Genomic DNA, 18532 nt, shown 5'->3' on the forward strand with positions numbered 1-18532 from the left:
GTTTTTGGTACAGAGAAAACATCTCCTATGAGTTTAGTAATCACTGCTGTGGTAGGAATTGTAATGATGATGTTACTGCGGCTCTTCTTTAAGCCACCATTTGGGAAGAATGTTATTCGTTTGGACACGGAGCAACGGTTAGTCGCGCTCACCTTCGATGACGGGCCTCATCCGCCCTACACCGATCGGTTACTTGATGTGCTCGCCAAACACAAGGTCAAAGCTACATTCTTCATGATTGGAAATCGGATCGAAAAACATCCCCAAACGGTGCACCGCGTCATCGTTGAGGGACATCAGATTGGTAATCATTCCTATAGCCATCCTGTGTTGGGTTTCCGGTTGCCTGCTCGTATTCGACGAGAAATTGAACGCACGGACAGCCTTCTTCGACAGTTAGGGGCTGCGGGTGAGATCGCGTTTCGTGCACCGATGTTAACAAGATTTCTGCCAGTCGCATGGTTTCTCGCGAAAGCTGATAGAGCACATATTAGTTGTAATGTGTGGAGTTGGGATTGGACTACCCAGAATCCGGATAGAATTGCCCAAAGGGTATTAAAAAAAACAGGGCCCGGTTCAATAATTGTATTACATGATGGAAAAGCGGAAAATGCACATGCGGACCGTGCGGGTACACTCGAAGCAACAGACCGAATTATCACGAAACTCAAACGCAAGAAATACCGGTTTTGTACAATTAGGGACGGTTTAAGAGCAGACATCTGTTAAGATATAGTCTCAGGAAATTGTGGCAGAGACCTATTTCCGCAGGATTTCTTTACCAAAAAGTCCTTTAGATTTAGACATCTGATTTTCTGGAGATTTCAATTGGTGCAAAGGAGAAAGGTCGAATGAGTTGGCGCGTTGTAGACCATATAACGATTTATCGTGAAGAGGGCTGGTACGGTGCCCACCCCAACCTAGTGCGTACACCCAGTGGGAATCTGTTAGTTCTGTTTCATCGTTCACCGTTCGTGGGTTATTCTCACCACAGTCACCCGTTATTTGATGTCCGTGCCTGTCGCTCAGAGGATGAAGGGCAAACTTGGAGTGATCAACACTTGGTTACCATCGATCCGTTGGGCGGTGTACTTGACTTCGGTACGCATACCCTTGCGGACGGGAGCATCTTCCTTCACGCTTCCAATGTTGCGCTAGTTCCCGAGGCTGAAGAGCGCGAAGGTGGCGAATGGGATGCTCACGCGGGTATCCCATTCTGGGTGCGTTCCCAGGATGATGGGCACACTTGGACCGAACCGGTACGCTTCCCACCATTGCCTGATGCCGTGTGGGGGCATCCTGCGTCTCATTCGGGGATTGCCCGGAGCGGGTTGATACAGATGCCCGACGGACGTTTGCTCTTACCGAGCAAGGCGACCGATCATCCGGACGGCTCAATGCCTTTCTTTGGTATGTTGCGGGTGTCAAGGGATATGGGGAGGACGTGGGAGTACGGTGGGCGGATTGCGGAAGACCCTGTTACCCACTTCAGTGAGCCTGCCATCCATCTCACCCCTAGTGGAAAGATTATCGTTCTCTTTCGATGCCACCCTGGGCCCGGTGCAGCTAGCCGCGAGGTGTGCCTCGCGTTAGTGGAATCGACCGACGGTGGGGAAACATGGTCTCCGTGGCGACAGACGGCAATCCGCGGCTGCCCCGGTCACATGCTTGGACTGCGGGATGGGCGTATCTTCACCACTGTCGGGACACGCTGGCCCGGACAGCGGGGTTGCCTAGCACGTATCCTCGAACCGGAGGGAAGTGACTTGGACACCGCACCGGTGCTTGTTATCCGAAGCGATTCGCACGATTCCGATTGCGGTTATCCTTGGTCAGTTGAACTTGAAGACGGTCGTGTGTTGGTGGTGTATTACTATGTCTATTCGGATGGCCATCGAGGCATTGAAGGTACGATTGTCGAGGAGGTTTCGTGATAAAAAGTTGTAGTCGAGAATTCAATTTAATCCGATTTGAACAACTGTACCGATTGGAGTAAATATGAGCGAAACGCTTGATATTCAACTCGCGTGTATGAGTCTGATGTGGGGTGGCGATCTGCCTAACGAAGAGATGCCTGCTTGGATTGACGATGTATCGACAGCGGGCTATACGGGTGTTGCCACATTTGAGAGGGTGCTGCTTCGGCTTATTAAGGAGACGGACTTTCTCGAGCGGATAACAGATCGTGGACTCCCCGTGGTAAGTGTTGATCTGGTCATAGACCGTGACTTCGATAGGGTCAACCGTGTCTGTGAGGCTATGCAGCAGCTCGGTGCGAAGCATCTGGTCACGATAGGTGGTTTGGCACAGAAGGGGGCAGACATGAACGAAATCGCTGACCTGCTAAACCAAATTGGCGAGATTGCGCTGACGTATGACGTTCGTGCCTGCTTCCACAATCACACCCATCACACCGGCGAGACGTTGGAGGAGACTGAGGAGTTGCTACACAAAACAGATCCCACCAAGTTCTTCGGTTTCTTGGATGTCGGACACGCGACCAAGGATTTTGTGGGGCATCCGGTGGAACAGCGCGCGTCCATCTTCCTTGAGCGAAATTGGGATCGGATCGATTTTCTGGAGTTTAAGGATTGGTGCGAGGATTTCGACTTAAGGACAGAGGTTGGCGCTGGCGACTGCGACTATGAAGGCGTGTTTCGGATTCTGAGGGAGAAACGTTATTCGGGCTGGATTACGGTGGAGCAGAATGGTCCGATGGGAGATAAGACTCCATTGGAATGTGCCAAAGCCAGTCGGAATTTTATTCGGCAAGGTTTAGGCGTCTGACTTTTCGTTGACCAGTTCATAAACCGTGATATTTTCCCATTTCCGCTTTGTTCTATGGGTCGCCACCCGTTCCTTGAATCGGTGCAAGACGGTTAAACCCACAGAGCTGATCATTGCGTCGAGGTGCGCAACGGCTTTTTTGCCGGAGGCATCTGCATACCCAATCAGCACTCGACCTCTTGGGTTGAGGTAACTGGGAAGGTCGTCGAAAAAGCGTCGAAGGGTCCGTTGTTTTTCGTCGTGGATGGCGATCTCTGCTCGGGTCCGCGGGCGCGAAACCACCCACGGTGCATTGAAAATAATCAGATCGAAACGAAGTGCTGACACCGGCTGGAAAAGGTCGCCCGCCGGCATGAGTTGGATTTGTGACGGAGCATTGCGCTTATCGGTGAAACGCAGAAGGTTGAGGCGGGTTGTCGCAACCGCTTCGGGCAGCAGATCCGACGCGTAGATTTTCACTCCCAAATCTCCCACTTCCTGCGCAGCGAGCAGTGTAAGACACCCGCACCCACAACCCATATCGAGCACCGTTGTACTGTGCGGTAGATGCGGTTTAACGCTTTGCAATCCCTGCTGGAACAGTTCAATCGTTTCCTGAGAATGGGGTGGAAGCACGTTGTCGGAGGCAACCAGCGGCACCCCGAGCGCACGAATCGGATAAGTCGCTGCAAGTGCCCTTTGAATATTCTGAATCTTGGCGATGGGTATTAGAAACGGTCGTCCTTCACTTGCGCCCTGATTTTCGCCAATCCATTCAAGGAGATAGGGTAGACTTGGCGGTGGGGTTACTTGTAAGGTGCCGGTTGGATCTGCCCAGCACATCAAGCGCGACAGTGCTTTTTCCCTTTCTTGTGTGGGATTTACACTCCCCAACCCCGAATGTGATTTGCGTTTCTCGCTTCCCATTTGGGGTTGCCATCTGTCTTTGTCCCGACCCGACCTTTTTCTGTCCCGCCCACCTTCGCGGGATGGACGAATCATCTCATCCTTTTTCCGTCCAATGTAATCCATGACCCTCGTCACTTGCTCCCAGTCGCCGGACAGGATTGCTACGCCACCGCGGCGCAGGTGGGTGAAAATTCGATCGAATTGTCCCAGTTCGCTGCGTGTGAACAGCTTCCATGAAGCGTCTTCTGCGGCAATTTCTCGAAATTGGGTCGGCACGTAAACATCACCGATGTCACCGATCCGGCGAAATGGAGGCATAGTAGGTAGAAATGGTTGAAGTATATTTTTCTCTGGCGATCAGATGAGCCAGATGTATCGCGCCACGAAAAGCACTGCGAACAGGTAAATCAGCCAGTGCACCTGTTTCCCTTGACGGGTGACCAGTTTTAGTAGGGCGTAGGAGATGAACCCAAACGCGATTCCTTCCGTGATGCTGATCGTGAGGGGCATCAGCAGCAGGGTCAGAAATGCTGGGATAGACTCTGTCGTGTCGTCCCAATCGATGGAGACCACATTTTTGAGCATAAGGCTTCCGACGATAATCAGTGCCGGGGCAACTATGGGATAGAGGGACGTAGTTTCACTGATGGGGTATCCGGCGCCTACCATTTTGATTAGTGGATTGAAGAATAGAGCGAGCAGCATCAGAACCGCTGTCACGATGCTGGTTAGGCCTGTGCGCCCTCCTGCGGAGATCCCCGACGCGCTCTCAATGTAACTGGTAACCGTTGATGTGCCGAGCAGGGCGCCTGCGCTTGTGGCGACCGCATCAGAGAGCAGTGCCTGTTTGGCTTTCGGCAGCTTGCCATCGACCATAAATCCACCTTGTTCGCCGACACCGACCAACGTTCCAACGGTATCGAACAGATCCAGGAAAATGAAGATAAAAATGACCGAAATCATCTTCGGGTCTACGAGAATGTTCGGGATCTGGAGTTGGAGGAAGGTGGGAGCGATGGACGGCGGTGCGGAAACAACCCCTTGAAATTTCACCATGCCGGTGATGAGTCCAACAATGGTTGAGGCAATAATGCCGATCAGGATTGCGCCTCGCACTTTCAAAGCAAACAGGACAGCTATCACGATCACTCCGAACAGCGAGAGGAGTGCCGGGGGTGATTTCAGATCGCCGAGGGTGACATAGGTTGCTGGATGGTCGACGATAAGGCCCGCCCATTCCAAGCCTACCAACGCGATGAGCAACCCAATTCCGGCAGGGATGGCGTTCCTCAACGAAACGGGCAGAATAGTCATCACTTTTTCACGCAAACCGACAAAGAAGAGCAGGATAAACAGCACCCCTGCGATGAAAACGGCACCGAGCGCGTTTTGCCACGATACGCCGAGGGTGAGACAGACCGTGAAGGCGAAGTAGAAGTTATGTCCCATCCCCGGCGCAAGGGCGATTGGATAGTTGGCGAGCAGTGCCATCAACACCATTGCCAATGCACTAGTGATGCAGGTTGCTGCCATCACTGCGCCGGAATCCATCCCCGCCGCCGACAGCACCGCCGGTTGGACGAAGATAATGTAGGACAATGTCATGAACGTTGTACAGCCTGCAACAACTTCACGTTTAACAGTTGTTCCTGACTCTTGCAAACGGAACAATTTTTCGAGCATCAGTTACCTCCTGACGATTATTCGAGAATCACCTTTCTAAATGTTAGCGATAGCCTACGCTGCCTCTCGTAGGTTTGACCATCCCACTGGTCTGATTTTCTAGGGGCAATACCGTGTAACCACTCATATCTAGCTTCATCTCTCAATACAATAATACTTCTTGGTGCAAGCCAGACAGGATTTTTTTGCCTTGTCACGTTTGTTCGTGAAGTCGATAACATAACCCAAACTCAAAGAAACAATCATATTTGCAAAACAAGGTTCACAATCTCATCTATACTGGGTGAGTATTGCCCTTCTGTTGAGACATGAACTGTGGGCACGTTGAAATCTGGCGCCATATAGTTACCAGGGGGCGACATTACACCAGTTTTCCTGTAGACTTCAACGCGCTTATCGCCGTGGTAGAACTCCCGGCTTGGATCCTCCAGGCCGCGCTGGAGATGGCGCTCTGCTGCCACCATCCCGTCAACGGAGCATACAACAATGAAAGGATCGCCCAATTCAAGGATTTTGGGCATCCTTGGTTCCCAGACCTTGTGCTGAAAGGCCGCTTCTATGACGACAGAGATCTTACCGGCGAGGTACTGATTCACTATCTCGAAGAAGAAATTGGTGACCACACCATTGGTGTCCGGTGGAAGTTGATCGTGCTTGACACCATGGGTGTTGACATAGCCCTCCTTGATTTCGTCGCGACTGATGACCGGCATCCACAGTCGTTCAGCGAGTTTCTTGGATAGACTTGTTTTCCCTGAGCCCGGACGGCCTGTGACGATAATGCATTTGGGTTTACTGCTCATGTTTCTGGATACCCTTCTGAATACCCTCCCAAGTTTGAATACGAATAGGCGGTATATCTCCGTCTATTCTGAAGATATGCTGAATCAAATGACTTTTCAAACAGGTTCTAAGTCAATTTACCTTAGAAGTTACGCACTTCCGTAGGGAATAACGATCGTTATTCCCTACACACTCCTTGATGGTGCTCCCACTGTAGTTACCCGATTCATCGGGTGTTGGACATTGTGTTCTGCGGCGATTCATCGCCGAACTACAGGGTTTTGAGCACTCAACTGCGTAAGGCCTATTACTTATTGAAAAGTATATCAATGTTGCCTGTTTTGTGTCAATTTCTCCAATAAATCCTCCAATCCCGCACTCAAAACAACAGGATATTCGTCCGCCTTCGTCAATCTTTTATAGAATACGGGCAGCCTCGCTAGCTCGGTTTTTGCTGTTGCCTGCATCGCAGCCAAGTCAGGGAATGAATAGACTAGCTCACCCTTGTTAATTACCGGCACGAGCAGCGGCTCACTGTTTTGGAGATCTTCCTCCCAGAGACCGATCACATCCTTAACGTAATTTCCATCATCATCGTATATGCGATGGAGCTGCTTTCTGCCGGGAAGGGTTGATTTGCCTGTTTCCTCGCTTAACTTCATGGTGACAGTAGCCTTCTCGTCCTCGATTCGCTCGACATGCTTGTAGACACCGGGCAGCGCCGATGGACCACCTTCACCGGTGAGCGGGTTGAAATTTGCTCCCGTTGCCAAACGGGTGCCAACGCCGAAACCGTCAATCGGGGCACCTGCAGCCAATAGTTTATCAATCTGAAATTCGTCAAGGTCGTTGCTAGCGAAGATCTGTACATCGTGCAGCCCCGCCTCGTCGAAGATTGCTCGCACCGCCTTGCTTAGTGTTAGCAGATCACCACTATCAAGCCGAACCCCTCTCAGTTGTGCACCTCTTGCCTGCATCTCTTTTCCAACAATACAGGCGTTTTTTGCGCCTTGAATGGTATCGTAGGTGTCGATCAGGAGGAGGGTGTTGTGTGGGAAAGATTTTGCATAGTCTCGAAACGCCGCTAGTTCAGACGAACGGTCCATGATGAACTTGTGTGCAGTTGTCCCGACGTAAGGGATGTCGAAGTATTGACCCGCAATGACGAGGGACGTACCGGCAGCACCACCAATGAATGATGCCCGTGCAGCCAGAATGCCGGCATCTCGCCCATGCGCCCTGCGCGCTCCGAAGTCGAAACAGGTGCGTCCGCGTGCTGCATGAACAATCCGCGCGGTTTTCGTGGCGATTAACGTCTGGAAATTCATCACGTTGAGGAGATAGGTCTCGAAGATCTGGATGTCGATAGATCTGCCTGTTACATTGATCAGCGGCTCGTTTGCGAAGACGGGTGTCCCTTCAGGCACCGCATAGACATCGCCATCGAATTTGAAGTGACGCAGGTAATCAAGGAAATCATCGCTCATATCCGGCGTCGCCTTGCTTTCCTTCAGCCATTTGAGATCTGCATCGGTAAAGCGCAGGTTCAAGATGTAGTGGATCACCTGCTCCAGTCCTGCCGTAATCATATACTCGCCCTGCGGAATGAAGCGGACGAAGTAGTTCTCAGTGCAGATTGCGTTGTTCCCACTGTCAAAATCCGCCTTGCCCATGGTGAATTCATAATAGTCAGCGAACAGTGCCATATTCGATTCGGTGAGGAGACCGGATTGGAGTGCTTTGGTCATCGTTCAATTCCCTTGGCTTGTCAGTTGAATTGCTGGAGTTTTTGCTGTAGCCAGTGCGTCATCGGTCCCGGTGCCGGATCGCACACCTCAATCATACGCCCCGGTAGAGGTTGGCCAAGCAATCCTTCTACTTCCGTGCGGCAAGCATTGACCACAGTTGGATGATTCTCTGCTACATTATGGATTTCTGCGGGGTCATCTACCAAGTTGAAGAGTTCATCACCGTCCGAATCGTCATAACCGACGGCGGTGCAAAAGTTCCAGTGTTCATCTCTTACGCTCACGCGACCCCGTGCGTTGCCTGTTGCGAAATTTGCCCAACCAATTATGATTCGGTCGCGGATAGATGATTTTTCACCTGTCACCAGTTGCCAGAAGTCCACCCCGTCTGTCCAATCACATGGAATGCCAAGCTGATGTAGCAAGGTCGGCATCAGATCGTGGTTCTGAACAAACGCATCAACCTCCTGGGCTTGTTGTCGTTCTGGATGGCGAATCAACAGATTCAGTTGGGTATTGAATGGGTGCAGCTGGTCGGGACCTTTTCCGAAACGTCCTTGATCACGAAGTTGGGTGCCGTGGTCGGAGAGAACTACCACCAGCGTGTCATCGCGTAGCTTTAACTCCTCTATTTTGGAGAGCAGGCGTCCAATACATTTGTCGACGAAGGTAACTTCGCCGAGGTAGAGCGCTTCGATCCTGCGGAGTTCATCTTCCGTTGGATCGCCCTGTTCAGATGCTGCGCCTGGCGTGATGAAGTCTTTGCCCGAATAGTCGGGGAGATATGCATCTGCATAGCCGGGTGGTGGATCCCACGGCTCGTGTGGATCAAAGCTGTCTATCCATAGGAAGAACGGCCCTACCGTGTGATTATCGTCGAGCCATTCACAGGCGGACCGAAATACACGAGCGCAGCTGTAATCATCTTCAGAGCGCCGATGTCGTTGATTGAGTAGGTAGTTGACCAAACCTGCGTGGCGCTGCCAGTCAATCGGTTCCCTGACGTGCTGTCTTAGTTGATCTTCAATCAGACGGGGATCGCCACTTCGCCAGTTGTCCGATTCCTGTCCTCTGATGAAGTCCAAGTGAGCAAACCCGCGTGAGAAATTCATTGTAGGTTTGAACATGTGATAGGTATCGGCAATCAAGGCTGTCAGATAGCCTCTCTCTAGTAGGACTTCAGCGATTGTATCTTGCTCTGGAGGGATTTTATGCCAACCGGGTGCGTGGTGCCAATGTCCCCGGCGGTCGAAGTTGAATCGCCACGGAAAACTCCTCATTCCAGTGAACAGTCCACGGCGAATCTGAAGTGTGGGTTGACCTTCCCCAAATGCCCGTGTGAACCGAATGCTTTCGGCTGCAAAGGCATCTAGGTTGGGCGTCTGTGTGTGGCTGTACTTTTTGCCGGAGCCGATGATATCGGCTCGAAATGTGTCTAAGCAAATGCAGATAATGTTCATTTTATGCTATGAGACCTCCTCCCATGCACGGCGAACGAAGGGGACAGCTTTTTCAAATCCGGCTTCTCCTGTACGACTTGCCTCCTCAATACTTAACCAGCCATCGTAGCCGTTTCGTTTCAGAATGGAGAAAACCTGTTTGATAGGTGATGCTCCCGTGCCAACAAGGACGGTCTCGAATTCACCTGGGGTACGGATGTCAAACACATGAACAACTTCCACTCGGTCTATCACGGCTTCTAGCAGCGCTATTGGATCTTCTCGGAGAACAAGCGAATTTGCGGTGTCAAAGCAGACCTTGAGAGACGTATCCGCAAGGCTGTTGAGAATTTCTAGGAAAATATCGCTAGGTTGTGAGAAGTCCCAATAGTGCCAGGGAGCACCTTTTGTGTGATTTTCGTAGACTAAAGTTACCCCCAACTTATCTGCTTCATCGACGACTTGACGGAGTCCATCCACTGCCCATCGGATTCCTTCTGACCGATCCGTGCCGGGGTGATTCTGTCCGGCGGTTACGCGGGCGTATTTGGCGCCAAGTGCCGCTGTCAGTTGTATGTCTGCTTTCATCTGTTCTATTTCTAGTGCGCGTTGATCTGCGTCCGGATGTGTAAAATCAGGATAACACGCCACAGCGCAAAACTCAATACCAATCTTTTGCCCTTCCTCAGAGATTGCATTAAGGGTATCCTCATCTCGGCTCGGGAAGAATTTTATGCTGAAGTCAACTCCCTCCAGCCCTAGAGTATTGGCGAAACGGATCCAATCAATGACTGATTTTTCACCGCTAAAAATATCTTCGTAGAGCGAAACGGGTATACAGCTTAGTTTCATGGTTACACCTTCGTTTCCGTTAAATTTGATAAAAAGACAAGCGGGCTAGGGGAAAAATTGGTATAAAGGTGTATTGGTTAGAATACTCAAAATTCCCCAGATGTTGCTTAACAGATAATCTCCCAACGCCAACCCCAAAAAGCAGGGGATAGCGCGTCGATAGGCATTGAGACCCCCATAGCGCAGGATGACTGCCTTCAACGCCCAAGCGACGAATAGGCAACTCCATAGATTGTACATCCCCCAACTATCCGCCATTGCATAGCCGAGGGGGTGGAGCGACCACCACAAGAAACGCCCTCTCAGCAACATCAGGACTACCGCTATACCGAGTCCGCCACCCATGAAGGCAAGCGCGGGTTCATCTCGCTCTTGAGGGGAGTTCAGCCAGCTTTCAAGTCGGTGATAAATCCAGCCCCGTCCTGTGGTTGGGCCCATGTAGTATCCCGATTCGGCACCGTGTCGATAGTAGTTGTCCAACAAAAGCCAGTACGTTGCGATTGCCCCAATGAGTGTTGCGAGCACGATGGCGATGACGATATGGCGGGGATTAATATTTCGCCGTTCCGAAATCTTGAAGGCTTCCAGTTGCTGCGGCATCAGGTTGGTACGGTTTGCGAAAGTGACGTGCATGTACAACGTAAAAACGGTGAGGGCACCAGCACCGAGTCGGCGTGTCCCGAAGGCGTCGATAATCATATGATGCGGATCGACACCATTTTGAAAATCGTGGCACAGGAATCCCATTTCCGCACGCAGCCGCGCAATCATCGTCCCCAGTAAGAAGTAAATCCCAAAGAATAGTGGTATTACCCATAGGGGCATACCTGCTTTATAGGAAAAGACTGTTAAGAAAATCGTGCCAAAGACCACACACGCAAATGCCAACCGATACCGCATCGGCTCATGGGAGTCATCCAGTTGTGACGTGGATGTGGTACTGCTGAACAGATGGCGTCCTAATCTTGTAAAATGCGCCCTTCCTGTCCACAATGCAACCGCGAATAGCCCAATATACACGCCGAAACTCTGTTCAGCGATATAGGGGAAGCGTGGTAACCCCTGCCAACCCATGATATTACCGACCATCAACTCAATTTTGAAAACCCAGTAAAACACCCAACACGAAAGCAGGAGGTCAAGCGGCATAAGAAAGCTGATACCGATGACGAAGGGGTAGAAAGAGAGCCTTACGCTGCCCATCGCGTTCCAAGGTCGCTCCGTGAAAAACTGATGGATGTTCTGACGTTTGACGGGGATGTAGGGGAACGCGGGGTAGATTGAATTGAGCAGGTTTTCGATACTGATTAAGGCAGCGATACCGAAGCCAAGCCACATCAGTCTGTTTTTAAAGAAGCTAGACCTAGGATTGGTCATCTCCAACGGGAGTTGAATCAGTGGATATGTCAATCGCTCGTGTTCCGTCCACTGCTTTCGCAACAGGGTGGTGAGTCCCAACATCACAACCATCAGTGCAAATAGGAAGGCGATCCAAGCAACGCCGGGGATGAGCCATGCCTTAAAATACCCCTCTTCGTAGAGAGTTGTACCTCCTTTATAAAATGGTGTCAGGGCTTTTTCATCCCGCACGGTAAGCCATTCGGGAAGGTGCTTGAAAAGCAGTTCTCGCCAGCCGTTTTCGGGGGTTGCAAACCGAAACGGATGTCCCAAAATCGGGACTAAGATCTCCATCATGTCATACGAACAGAGGCAGGAAACGAACCCCAACATGATGTAGATGGTGAGAAGCTCCTGCTGAGAGAGACCGAGCGTTGGAGAGATTTTAACAAGTATATGCCGAATCAGCAGGAGCCAAAAAATGACGAAAATGACATTTGAAAACGGGTGAATAATTGTCGGGAAAGTATAGCGGACGACCTCAAGTTCGATTAGCCAATACGCAGTGATTGGTATGAGTAGTAGGGTGATTAGACAGGATTTAAGCGTTAAGCCACTTTGGAAGGTGATGGACGTGTCTTTCGTTGGGCTATCGCTTCGCATTGTCAAAAAATGGGCCTTCAATGAATCACTGCTTTTTGCCTCGAAGATGCGCTATACCGCGCCGTTATTGGTGATACGACAATTCCGTTCTGGGAAAGTGGAGTGTGCCTTACAACTATGTCCCACCGCAACCGATCTCGGCGATTGCTTCGACCTCGACAAGCAGGTCGCTGTTCACCAATGTTGGCGTGGCGACCGTGGCGCTAGCCGGAATGTTGTTTGGGAATGTCTCTGTACGCGCGGCTGCGTACTCTGCGTAGCGGCTCATATCGGTAAGAAAGGCGGTGATTTTTACCACGTCCTCCATAGTTGCGCCGGCTTCAGCGAGGACCGATTGAACATTGACGAAAACTTGTCGCGCCTGTGCCCCCATGTCGTCCCCGCCAACTAAATTGCCCTGTGGATCGAAGGCGACCTGTCCTGATACATATACGGTGTTTCCTACCTGTACTCCTTGGGCTATTCGGAATTGGCTCGCCCAAGGCCAGGGTGGATTCAGTTCAACTCGGTCTGGCATTTTATGGCTCCTTATATTTGGGTTGGTAGTTTTGTTTGTTGAAGACTGGATACAGACGGGACGGCTCAAGGTTCTTTGTTGTGTGGGATGTTATCACAAATTCGAGTGTAAGGCTACGAAAAACTTTTGGTGACAAATCTGGTGAGATGTGCTTTGTTGTGTGGGATGTAAATTGAGTGGGATGAAATCTTGATCTACTGAGAGACGTGTCGGTTCACTGGGGCTTTAGGTGGCAAATTGCGTTAAAATAAACCCTTACCAAGAATCCACTATTCCGTAGGGAACAACGATCGTTGTTCCCTACATCAAAGATCTGGTTTCGTTACATCGCATTTACCGGGGCTGATTGACCGTAATAAAAACGGCGTTGAGGACATCACGTTCACTCTGTCCGGAGGGCCGATTGACGATTTTTCCATCGACCACGAAGGTGCTTGATGAGCCGCCGTCCAGATTAATTGCCTCTTTTGCGCCGAATTCGATAAGGAGGCTCGCGAGTCGATATAGGGATAATCCGGTGCTATAATCCGCCCTTCGCCCGTCCACGACAATCAGAATCAACTTCTGTTCATTGTAGCCGAGGGCTGTGCGTGGTTCGTAGCTCAACGCCAAGTCGCGCTGCCGTTTTCCGGGGGTGTGATTTTTCTGGGCGTGGTGATGCTTTTCTAGGATTTCGTTCACCCGTCCACTTTTCACAAGTCGGATTCGACCGCCGATTGCTTGAATTGCGCGATTCCAGATAGCTGGCTTGAGCTCAATTTCGATCTTTCCGTGTTTTCCTGCACTTAACTGTGTCTCCAACTTTTTGTCGATTCGTGAGCGGAAGGAGATGACTACACCGTTTTCGGGAATCGGGTTGTTACCACCTTTCCCAAACCGATCAATAACAAACTCGCTCTCGTATTTAGGTGTGATTGGCAAATTGAATCCAGTTAAGGTAATTTCATAAGCGCGCTTACGATTCGTGTGTGTGGAGTCGCCCATGCGGGGAGTATAAAGGATGGATTGGCAGCCATCGAGGAATCTTTGGTTGATGCACTCCAGTGGGAAGTTATATGTCCCGATGGTCACGGCAGCTTCCATTTGGACGGGCCCAATCAAGAATTCGCCATCTGATGTTACGCCGAAACACGCCTCTCTATCCGAAGCAGGCTGCGTCAACAACTCCCCGGCTTGGATATGTAGATTTTCCAACGCGCCTCCATATCCTCTCATATCACCGAGAACGCCAAATCCACCGTTGATGGCGACCAAGACGCGGCGGTCACCACGCTGTGAGCGTCGATGTGCGATGGAACTGACGGTTTCCTTGCCTAGGATCTGGTCCCTGGCGATTGCTGCTTCAAAATGGAGGTCGATATGGGAGCGATCCATTTCGGCGACGTAGATGACACACCCCTCCTCGCGCCAATCGTACCGATAGATATGGACGCCCGGATGCAGATCGCTAAACAGATTTGTACGATGGATAGCTGCTTGGACGGATTGACCGGTAATCACAAAAAGGCAGATGCTGAGAATGAAACCTGAAACGTGGAACGTGAAATCCCGGTAGGTTGGATCCGTCTGTGATGTCTGATGGAAGGAGGGGATTACGGGGTTAGCCATTTGGCTTTCGCTTTCTATGGATTTCGACGCCTGCATAGGTGAGGGTTGGTGCGATGGGAGGTGATAATTTTTTGACGGTTATTCGGGCTTCCTCGATTTGGAATTGAGCGAGGATTGCCTCCGCAATCGTTTCGGCGAGGGTTTCAAAGAGTTGGAATGACTGCTGGGTTCCAATTTCAATTGCCAGTTGGACAATTTGGGCGTAGTCGATTGTGCGGGTGAGGTCATCGGTTTTGCCGGCGTCGGAGAGATCGGTCATCAGCTCAAGGTCTATTTCATACTTCTGCCCAAGCTGACGCTCTGCTTCTGCGACGCCGTGATAGCCGTGAAATTGAATGCCTTTGAGAATGATTTTGTCCATTACTTCAGTATCAACATCCGCCGTGTGGCGGAAAAGCCTCCCGCCGTCAGGGTGTAAAAGTACACACCACTTGCCACCGGCTTACCCAATCCGTTTTTTCCAGCCCAGTAGATTGCCCTTGACCGACTTTCGTAGGCCGATGCGATCCGATGCCCAACATCCAGCGTGCAGACAACCTGACCGCTTAGGTCATAGATGGTCAAGGTGACGAAAGCATCCTCAGCTAGCCGATACGGTATCCACGTCTCTGGGTTAAAGGGATTTGGAAAGTTTGCTAGTAGTTCCGTCTCCCTTGGAGTTAAGAATACCAAGAGCTGTTCAAGCACCAGAACTCCTCGTTTCATGAGGGGATACCTAACCTGAAGTGCTCTCGCGTCAGTCAGCCACCCTTGAACTTCTACCGCTGTGGGTATTTCAGGCACTTGTGATTGTGCTGATGGCGCGGCTGCCTCTTCCTCAAACATGCCCGCAGCTAATACCAGATCCAGAATACTGACAACCCCATCTCGGTTGACATCTGCATCATTCTGCCTAGACTGCCCGAAATTGGATGCAATCAAGATGAGGTCTAGGACATTCACAACACCGTCGTTGTTGACATCTGCTATAATCGGTGGTGCTTCCGTATCGGAGATGGCGTGGAAGGTCGCTGGCACCTCAATTCCAGCGGCAGATTGGTCCTAGTGTGAGTGTGGTCTCTGCTATACTGGTGTGATCGGTTAGGGCGCGGGGCACACTAAATGTTCCACCGCCCGCGGTGACTGCAAACGTGATGGGCAGCCCGCTAAGCGGAAAACCATCGTCTAAGTTTCGCACGGCGACAGCAAAGGGAAGGGGTAACGGTGTATTGGGCACGCCTATTATGGGATGCGCTTCAGAACGCACTTTCCAATCTTCGGGTTTGGGCGCATAGATACGACCGATAAAGTCTCTGGGACTTTTTTTTGTTGGTGGTCCCGCAGATACCTGTTGGGCAGAGATAAAAAAGTCAGTGATTGGCGGGGATATTCTGTCAAACAGATCACCTGAAATCGCGCTGTCATCCATATCCAACTGGGCAGTGGATACCCTCATGGGCAGCAATAGAGGAGAAAGCAGTAGGAGTGTAAACGCCCAAAGTCGCAGTTTTTTCATATTTTGCACGGTTTGTTTTAAGGACAACACAAACAAGACTTTAATTTGTTGAATACCGATTGAGACGATCGTTTTTGCGCTAAGCAGGGCGTACACTTGGTTCTTCTATCAGGGCAGCTTCGAGAGCCATGTCTAAAAAAGCGATGGCTTGTGCACGCTTGACTGTAGGAAAGCCATCCAGAAAACGTTCCAAGGAGTCCCCTGCTTTAAGGTAATCAATCAATATCGCGACGGGCACACACGTACCGGCAAAGACGGGCATTCCACTGACGATCTCTTCATCACATGTAATAATCTGTTCTTTTTTTATGAGATTTAACTTTTCTAATCGTGGCGGGGCAAGATGCCCCGCCTACGGGGTTGAGTTTGTTTTCTTTTTCAAACAGGTTCTAAAATCCTACCAATCCTCATCGTAGAAAGAGGTGCTTGGATAGCTGTAGGTGTTGCCTTCGTAGTTTTTCAACTGGATTTCATCATCGTCGAACGACACGACTGGATCTGGGATGAGCGCGATTTTTCCACCGCCGCCGGGGGCATCAACCACATAGTGTGGTACACCGAGCCCAGAGATATGCCCGCGCAATGCGGAGACAATTTCCAGGCCTGTTTTGATGGACGTGCGGAAGTGATCTGTTCCGTAAACGAGGTCTGCCTGATAGATATAGTAGGGTCTGACGCGGATTTTGAGGAGTTTCTTCATCAAATCAACCATGACCGCGGGATCGTCGTTGACGCCTTTGAGCAGGACTGCCTGATTGCCGACAGGGATACCGGCATCTACTAACATGCCACACGCTTTCTCAGTTTCCGGCGTAACTTCTCGCGGGTGATTGAAGTGGGTGTTAATATAAAAAGGGTGGTACTGTTTGAGAATCGCACATAACTCCGGCGTGATACGTTGTGGTAAAGTGACTGGAACACGCGAACCGATTCGGATAATTTCAAGGTGTTCAATGGCGCGGAGACTGCCGACGATATAATCGATCTTCCGATCCGTCAGCATCAACGAATCCCCCCCGGAGATAATTACGTCACGGATTTCAGGGTGACTTCGGATATAGTCCAAGCCCATTTCGATATTGTTGTCGGGGATGGAATCCGGATCTCCCACTTTACGCTTTCGAGTGCAGAATCGGCAGTAGATCGGGCACATGTAATTGACGTAAAACAGCACCCGATCCGGATAGCGATGCGTGACGTTGGGGACAAGGCTATCATCTTCTTCGCCGAGTGGATCGTCTTCTTCAAAACCGGTTCGGATCAGTTCCTTTGGGTCTGGGACAACCTGTTTCCAGATCGGGTCTCCCGGCTCCTCGATCAGGCTTAAATAGTAAGGGTTGATACGGATAGGAAATACTTCGTGAACGCGCTTTATCTCGTCGAGATCTACATCGAAAATAGCAGCAAGTTTTTCAGGTGTATTGACGGTATCCCGAACGAGCTTTTTCCATTCTTCCATGAGATTTATTTGCCTTTCTCGTAAAGTTATTTCTCGCTTTCTGTTGTCGGCTCGTAGTCCTTGAGTGTAACTTTATTCATCCTATCACCTTGTCGAAGTTCATCAACGACGTCTAGCCCTTCGATGACGCGCCCAAAGGCGGTGTATTCGCCTTCGAGGTGCTGATATCCGTTGGAGTCTGGATTCAAGCAGATATAGAATTGACTGCCCGCAGAATTCGGCTGTTGCGTTCGTGCCATTGCGACAGTCCCTTTTTCGTGCTTGGGCATTTTCGACCGAAGTTGAGGGTCTTGGAATTCGCCGTAGATCATCCACCCGGGTCCTCCGGTGCCGTCACCCGTTGGGTCGCCTCCTTGGATTACAAATTCAGGCACATACCGATGGAAGGAGAGCCCGTCGTAGAACCCCTGTTGGATGAGGGTTGCGAAATTATCAACTGTTTTCGGCGCGGCATCGGGGTAGAGTTCGATAACGATCCGTCCTTTGTTCGTCTCCAAGATTGCATTGGGTTTGGTTTTGTCACACCCGTTGCAGGTGGTGAGGATGATGGTCCACAACCATAACACAGATTTTGTAGTTGGCATTAGTGTCAAGAAAGACTCTATACTTTTGAGTCTTATTTTTTCTCCTATGTGTAGAAACCGAGTTTTTGGCAAAAGCTCGGTTTCTGGTTCTGTTTAACGAGTAAATCACCTAACCTTCTGACCGATGTTGATAATACATCAAACACCCAATATGGAAGACTTTGTTATTGGGGTGTGACAGTCCCGGCCGACACTAGGGAAGGTGCAGACGCTTGCCTTTTCCGTGGAGGTGCTTTTGGGATGGGGTCGTTATGTTTTCGGTAACTCTCTTTGACTCCTTGCCAAGCAACTGTGAGTTCTTTCAGTGCCCCTTCCGGTGTGTCTGCGAATGCGGATATATTGGGCATCTCGACAAAATGGGCTAGATAATCGCCGTCTTCATCAAGAAATATGTTTACGGTGAATCCGTTGAATATGTCGTTATTCATTGTGATCTCCTTGAGCATGTTGTCTGAGAAATTCTCTTACCTGATACCCCTTTGCTTGTGACCGCTTGGGTTGGATTGGTAGCCGATAGCCTCGCGGTGAATACGAGATGCGATGGCTACCGGTCTGATGGTCGAAAACCCAAGCCACATTGAGTAAGCAGGATTTCAAATTCACGAAAGCGTAGGCTATTGGGGTTATTTCGCGCTTTTGCTAATAGTCTCTCTCTTCGCTTCATGTCAATGCTTCCGCTTGCCTAGCA

At 50.5% G+C, this 18532-nt stretch carries 19 protein-coding genes; 3 read left to right on the forward strand and 16 right to left on the reverse strand.

All coding sequences use genetic code 11. The features are described 5' to 3' along the window. Positions 1-27 precede the first annotated feature (27 nt). The 3 genes from J4G02_01390 to J4G02_01400 all read left to right on the forward strand — a co-directional run bounded on the left by J4G02_01390 (position 28) and on the right by J4G02_01400 (position 2787). Positions 28-729: a polysaccharide deacetylase family protein gene (locus tag J4G02_01390; protein MCE2393248.1), complete on the forward strand. Its 702-nt coding sequence runs from the start codon at positions 28-30 to the stop codon at positions 727-729. A gap of 122 nt (positions 730-851) precedes the next feature. Further along, positions 852-1934, forward strand: a complete 1083-nt coding sequence (locus J4G02_01395) for an exo-alpha-sialidase (protein ID MCE2393249.1) — start codon at positions 852-854, stop codon at positions 1932-1934. A 64-nt stretch (positions 1935-1998) separates the two neighbouring features. Next, on the forward strand, positions 1999-2787 hold the full coding sequence (locus J4G02_01400; protein ID MCE2393250.1) for a sugar phosphate isomerase/epimerase: 789 nt from the start codon (positions 1999-2001) through the stop codon (positions 2785-2787). Here the strand turns inward: J4G02_01400 and J4G02_01405 are convergent. The 16 genes from J4G02_01405 to J4G02_01480 form a co-directional block, all read right to left on the reverse strand. Continuing rightward, positions 2776-3993, reverse strand: a complete 1218-nt coding sequence (locus tag J4G02_01405) for a class I SAM-dependent methyltransferase (GenBank protein ID MCE2393251.1) — start codon at positions 3991-3993, stop codon at positions 2776-2778. The genes J4G02_01400 and J4G02_01405 overlap by 12 nt on opposite strands. A 39-nt stretch (positions 3994-4032) precedes the next feature. Next, entirely contained in the window at positions 4033-5358 is a 1326-nt protein-coding gene (locus J4G02_01410; protein MCE2393252.1) for an NCS2 family permease, read from the reverse strand. 242 nt (positions 5359-5600) lie between these two features. Continuing rightward, a complete protein-coding gene (locus J4G02_01415) occupies positions 5601-6161 on the reverse strand; it encodes an ATP-binding protein (protein MCE2393253.1) in 561 nt (186 codons plus the stop codon). 306 nt (positions 6162-6467) lie between these two features. After that, entirely contained in the window at positions 6468-7889 is a 1422-nt protein-coding gene (pncB, locus tag J4G02_01420; GenBank protein ID MCE2393254.1) for a nicotinate phosphoribosyltransferase, read from the reverse strand. Positions 7890-7909: 20 nt separating this feature from the next. After that, positions 7910-9349, reverse strand: a complete 1440-nt coding sequence (locus tag J4G02_01425; GenBank protein ID MCE2393255.1) for a sulfatase-like hydrolase/transferase — start codon at positions 9347-9349, stop codon at positions 7910-7912. Between the two features lie 6 nt (positions 9350-9355). Beyond that, positions 9356-10180, reverse strand: coding sequence for a sugar phosphate isomerase/epimerase (locus J4G02_01430; protein MCE2393256.1), 825 nt, complete (start codon positions 10178-10180; stop codon positions 9356-9358). Between the two features lie 45 nt (positions 10181-10225). After that, positions 10226-12181: an OPT/YSL family transporter gene (locus tag J4G02_01435; GenBank protein MCE2393257.1), complete on the reverse strand. Its 1956-nt coding sequence runs from the start codon at positions 12179-12181 to the stop codon at positions 10226-10228. A 115-nt stretch (positions 12182-12296) separates the two neighbouring features. Then, a complete protein-coding gene (locus J4G02_01440; GenBank protein ID MCE2393258.1) occupies positions 12297-12698 on the reverse strand; it encodes a RidA family protein in 402 nt (133 codons plus the stop codon). 333 nt (positions 12699-13031) lie between these two features. Next, entirely contained in the window at positions 13032-14306 is a 1275-nt protein-coding gene (locus J4G02_01445; GenBank protein MCE2393259.1) for a phosphodiester glycosidase family protein, read from the reverse strand. Then, the gene (gene folB, locus J4G02_01450; protein MCE2393260.1) at positions 14299-14667 is read right to left on the reverse strand and encodes a dihydroneopterin aldolase; all 369 of its coding nucleotides are present in this window, start codon (positions 14665-14667) and stop codon (positions 14299-14301) included. Before folB ends, J4G02_01445 begins: the two co-directional genes overlap by 8 nt. Continuing rightward, positions 14667-15323, reverse strand: coding sequence for a T9SS type A sorting domain-containing protein (locus tag J4G02_01455; GenBank protein ID MCE2393261.1), 657 nt, complete (start codon positions 15321-15323; stop codon positions 14667-14669). Before J4G02_01455 ends, folB begins: the two co-directional genes overlap by 1 nt. 1 nt (position 15324) lies before the next feature. Continuing rightward, positions 15325-15801, reverse strand: coding sequence for a hypothetical protein (locus J4G02_01460; GenBank protein MCE2393262.1), 477 nt, complete (start codon positions 15799-15801; stop codon positions 15325-15327). Between the two features lie 79 nt (positions 15802-15880). Then, entirely contained in the window at positions 15881-16063 is a 183-nt protein-coding gene (locus tag J4G02_01465; GenBank protein ID MCE2393263.1) for a DUF433 domain-containing protein, read from the reverse strand. Between the two features lie 135 nt (positions 16064-16198). Then, the gene (locus tag J4G02_01470) at positions 16199-17260 is read right to left on the reverse strand and encodes a KamA family radical SAM protein (protein MCE2393264.1); all 1062 of its coding nucleotides are present in this window, start codon (positions 17258-17260) and stop codon (positions 16199-16201) included. A 26-nt stretch (positions 17261-17286) separates the two neighbouring features. Beyond that, positions 17287-17844, reverse strand: coding sequence for a peptidylprolyl isomerase (locus J4G02_01475; protein ID MCE2393265.1), 558 nt, complete (start codon positions 17842-17844; stop codon positions 17287-17289). Positions 17845-18008: 164 nt separating this feature from the next. Continuing rightward, positions 18009-18272 (reverse strand): type II toxin-antitoxin system HicB family antitoxin, encoded by a 264-nt coding sequence (locus J4G02_01480; GenBank protein ID MCE2393266.1) that lies wholly within the window; start codon positions 18270-18272, stop codon positions 18009-18011. Positions 18273-18532 lie beyond the last annotated feature (260 nt).

Source organism: Candidatus Poribacteria bacterium, from assembly GCA_021295755.1.
GTDB lineage: Bacteria > Poribacteria > WGA-4E > WGA-4E > PCPOR2b > PCPOR2b.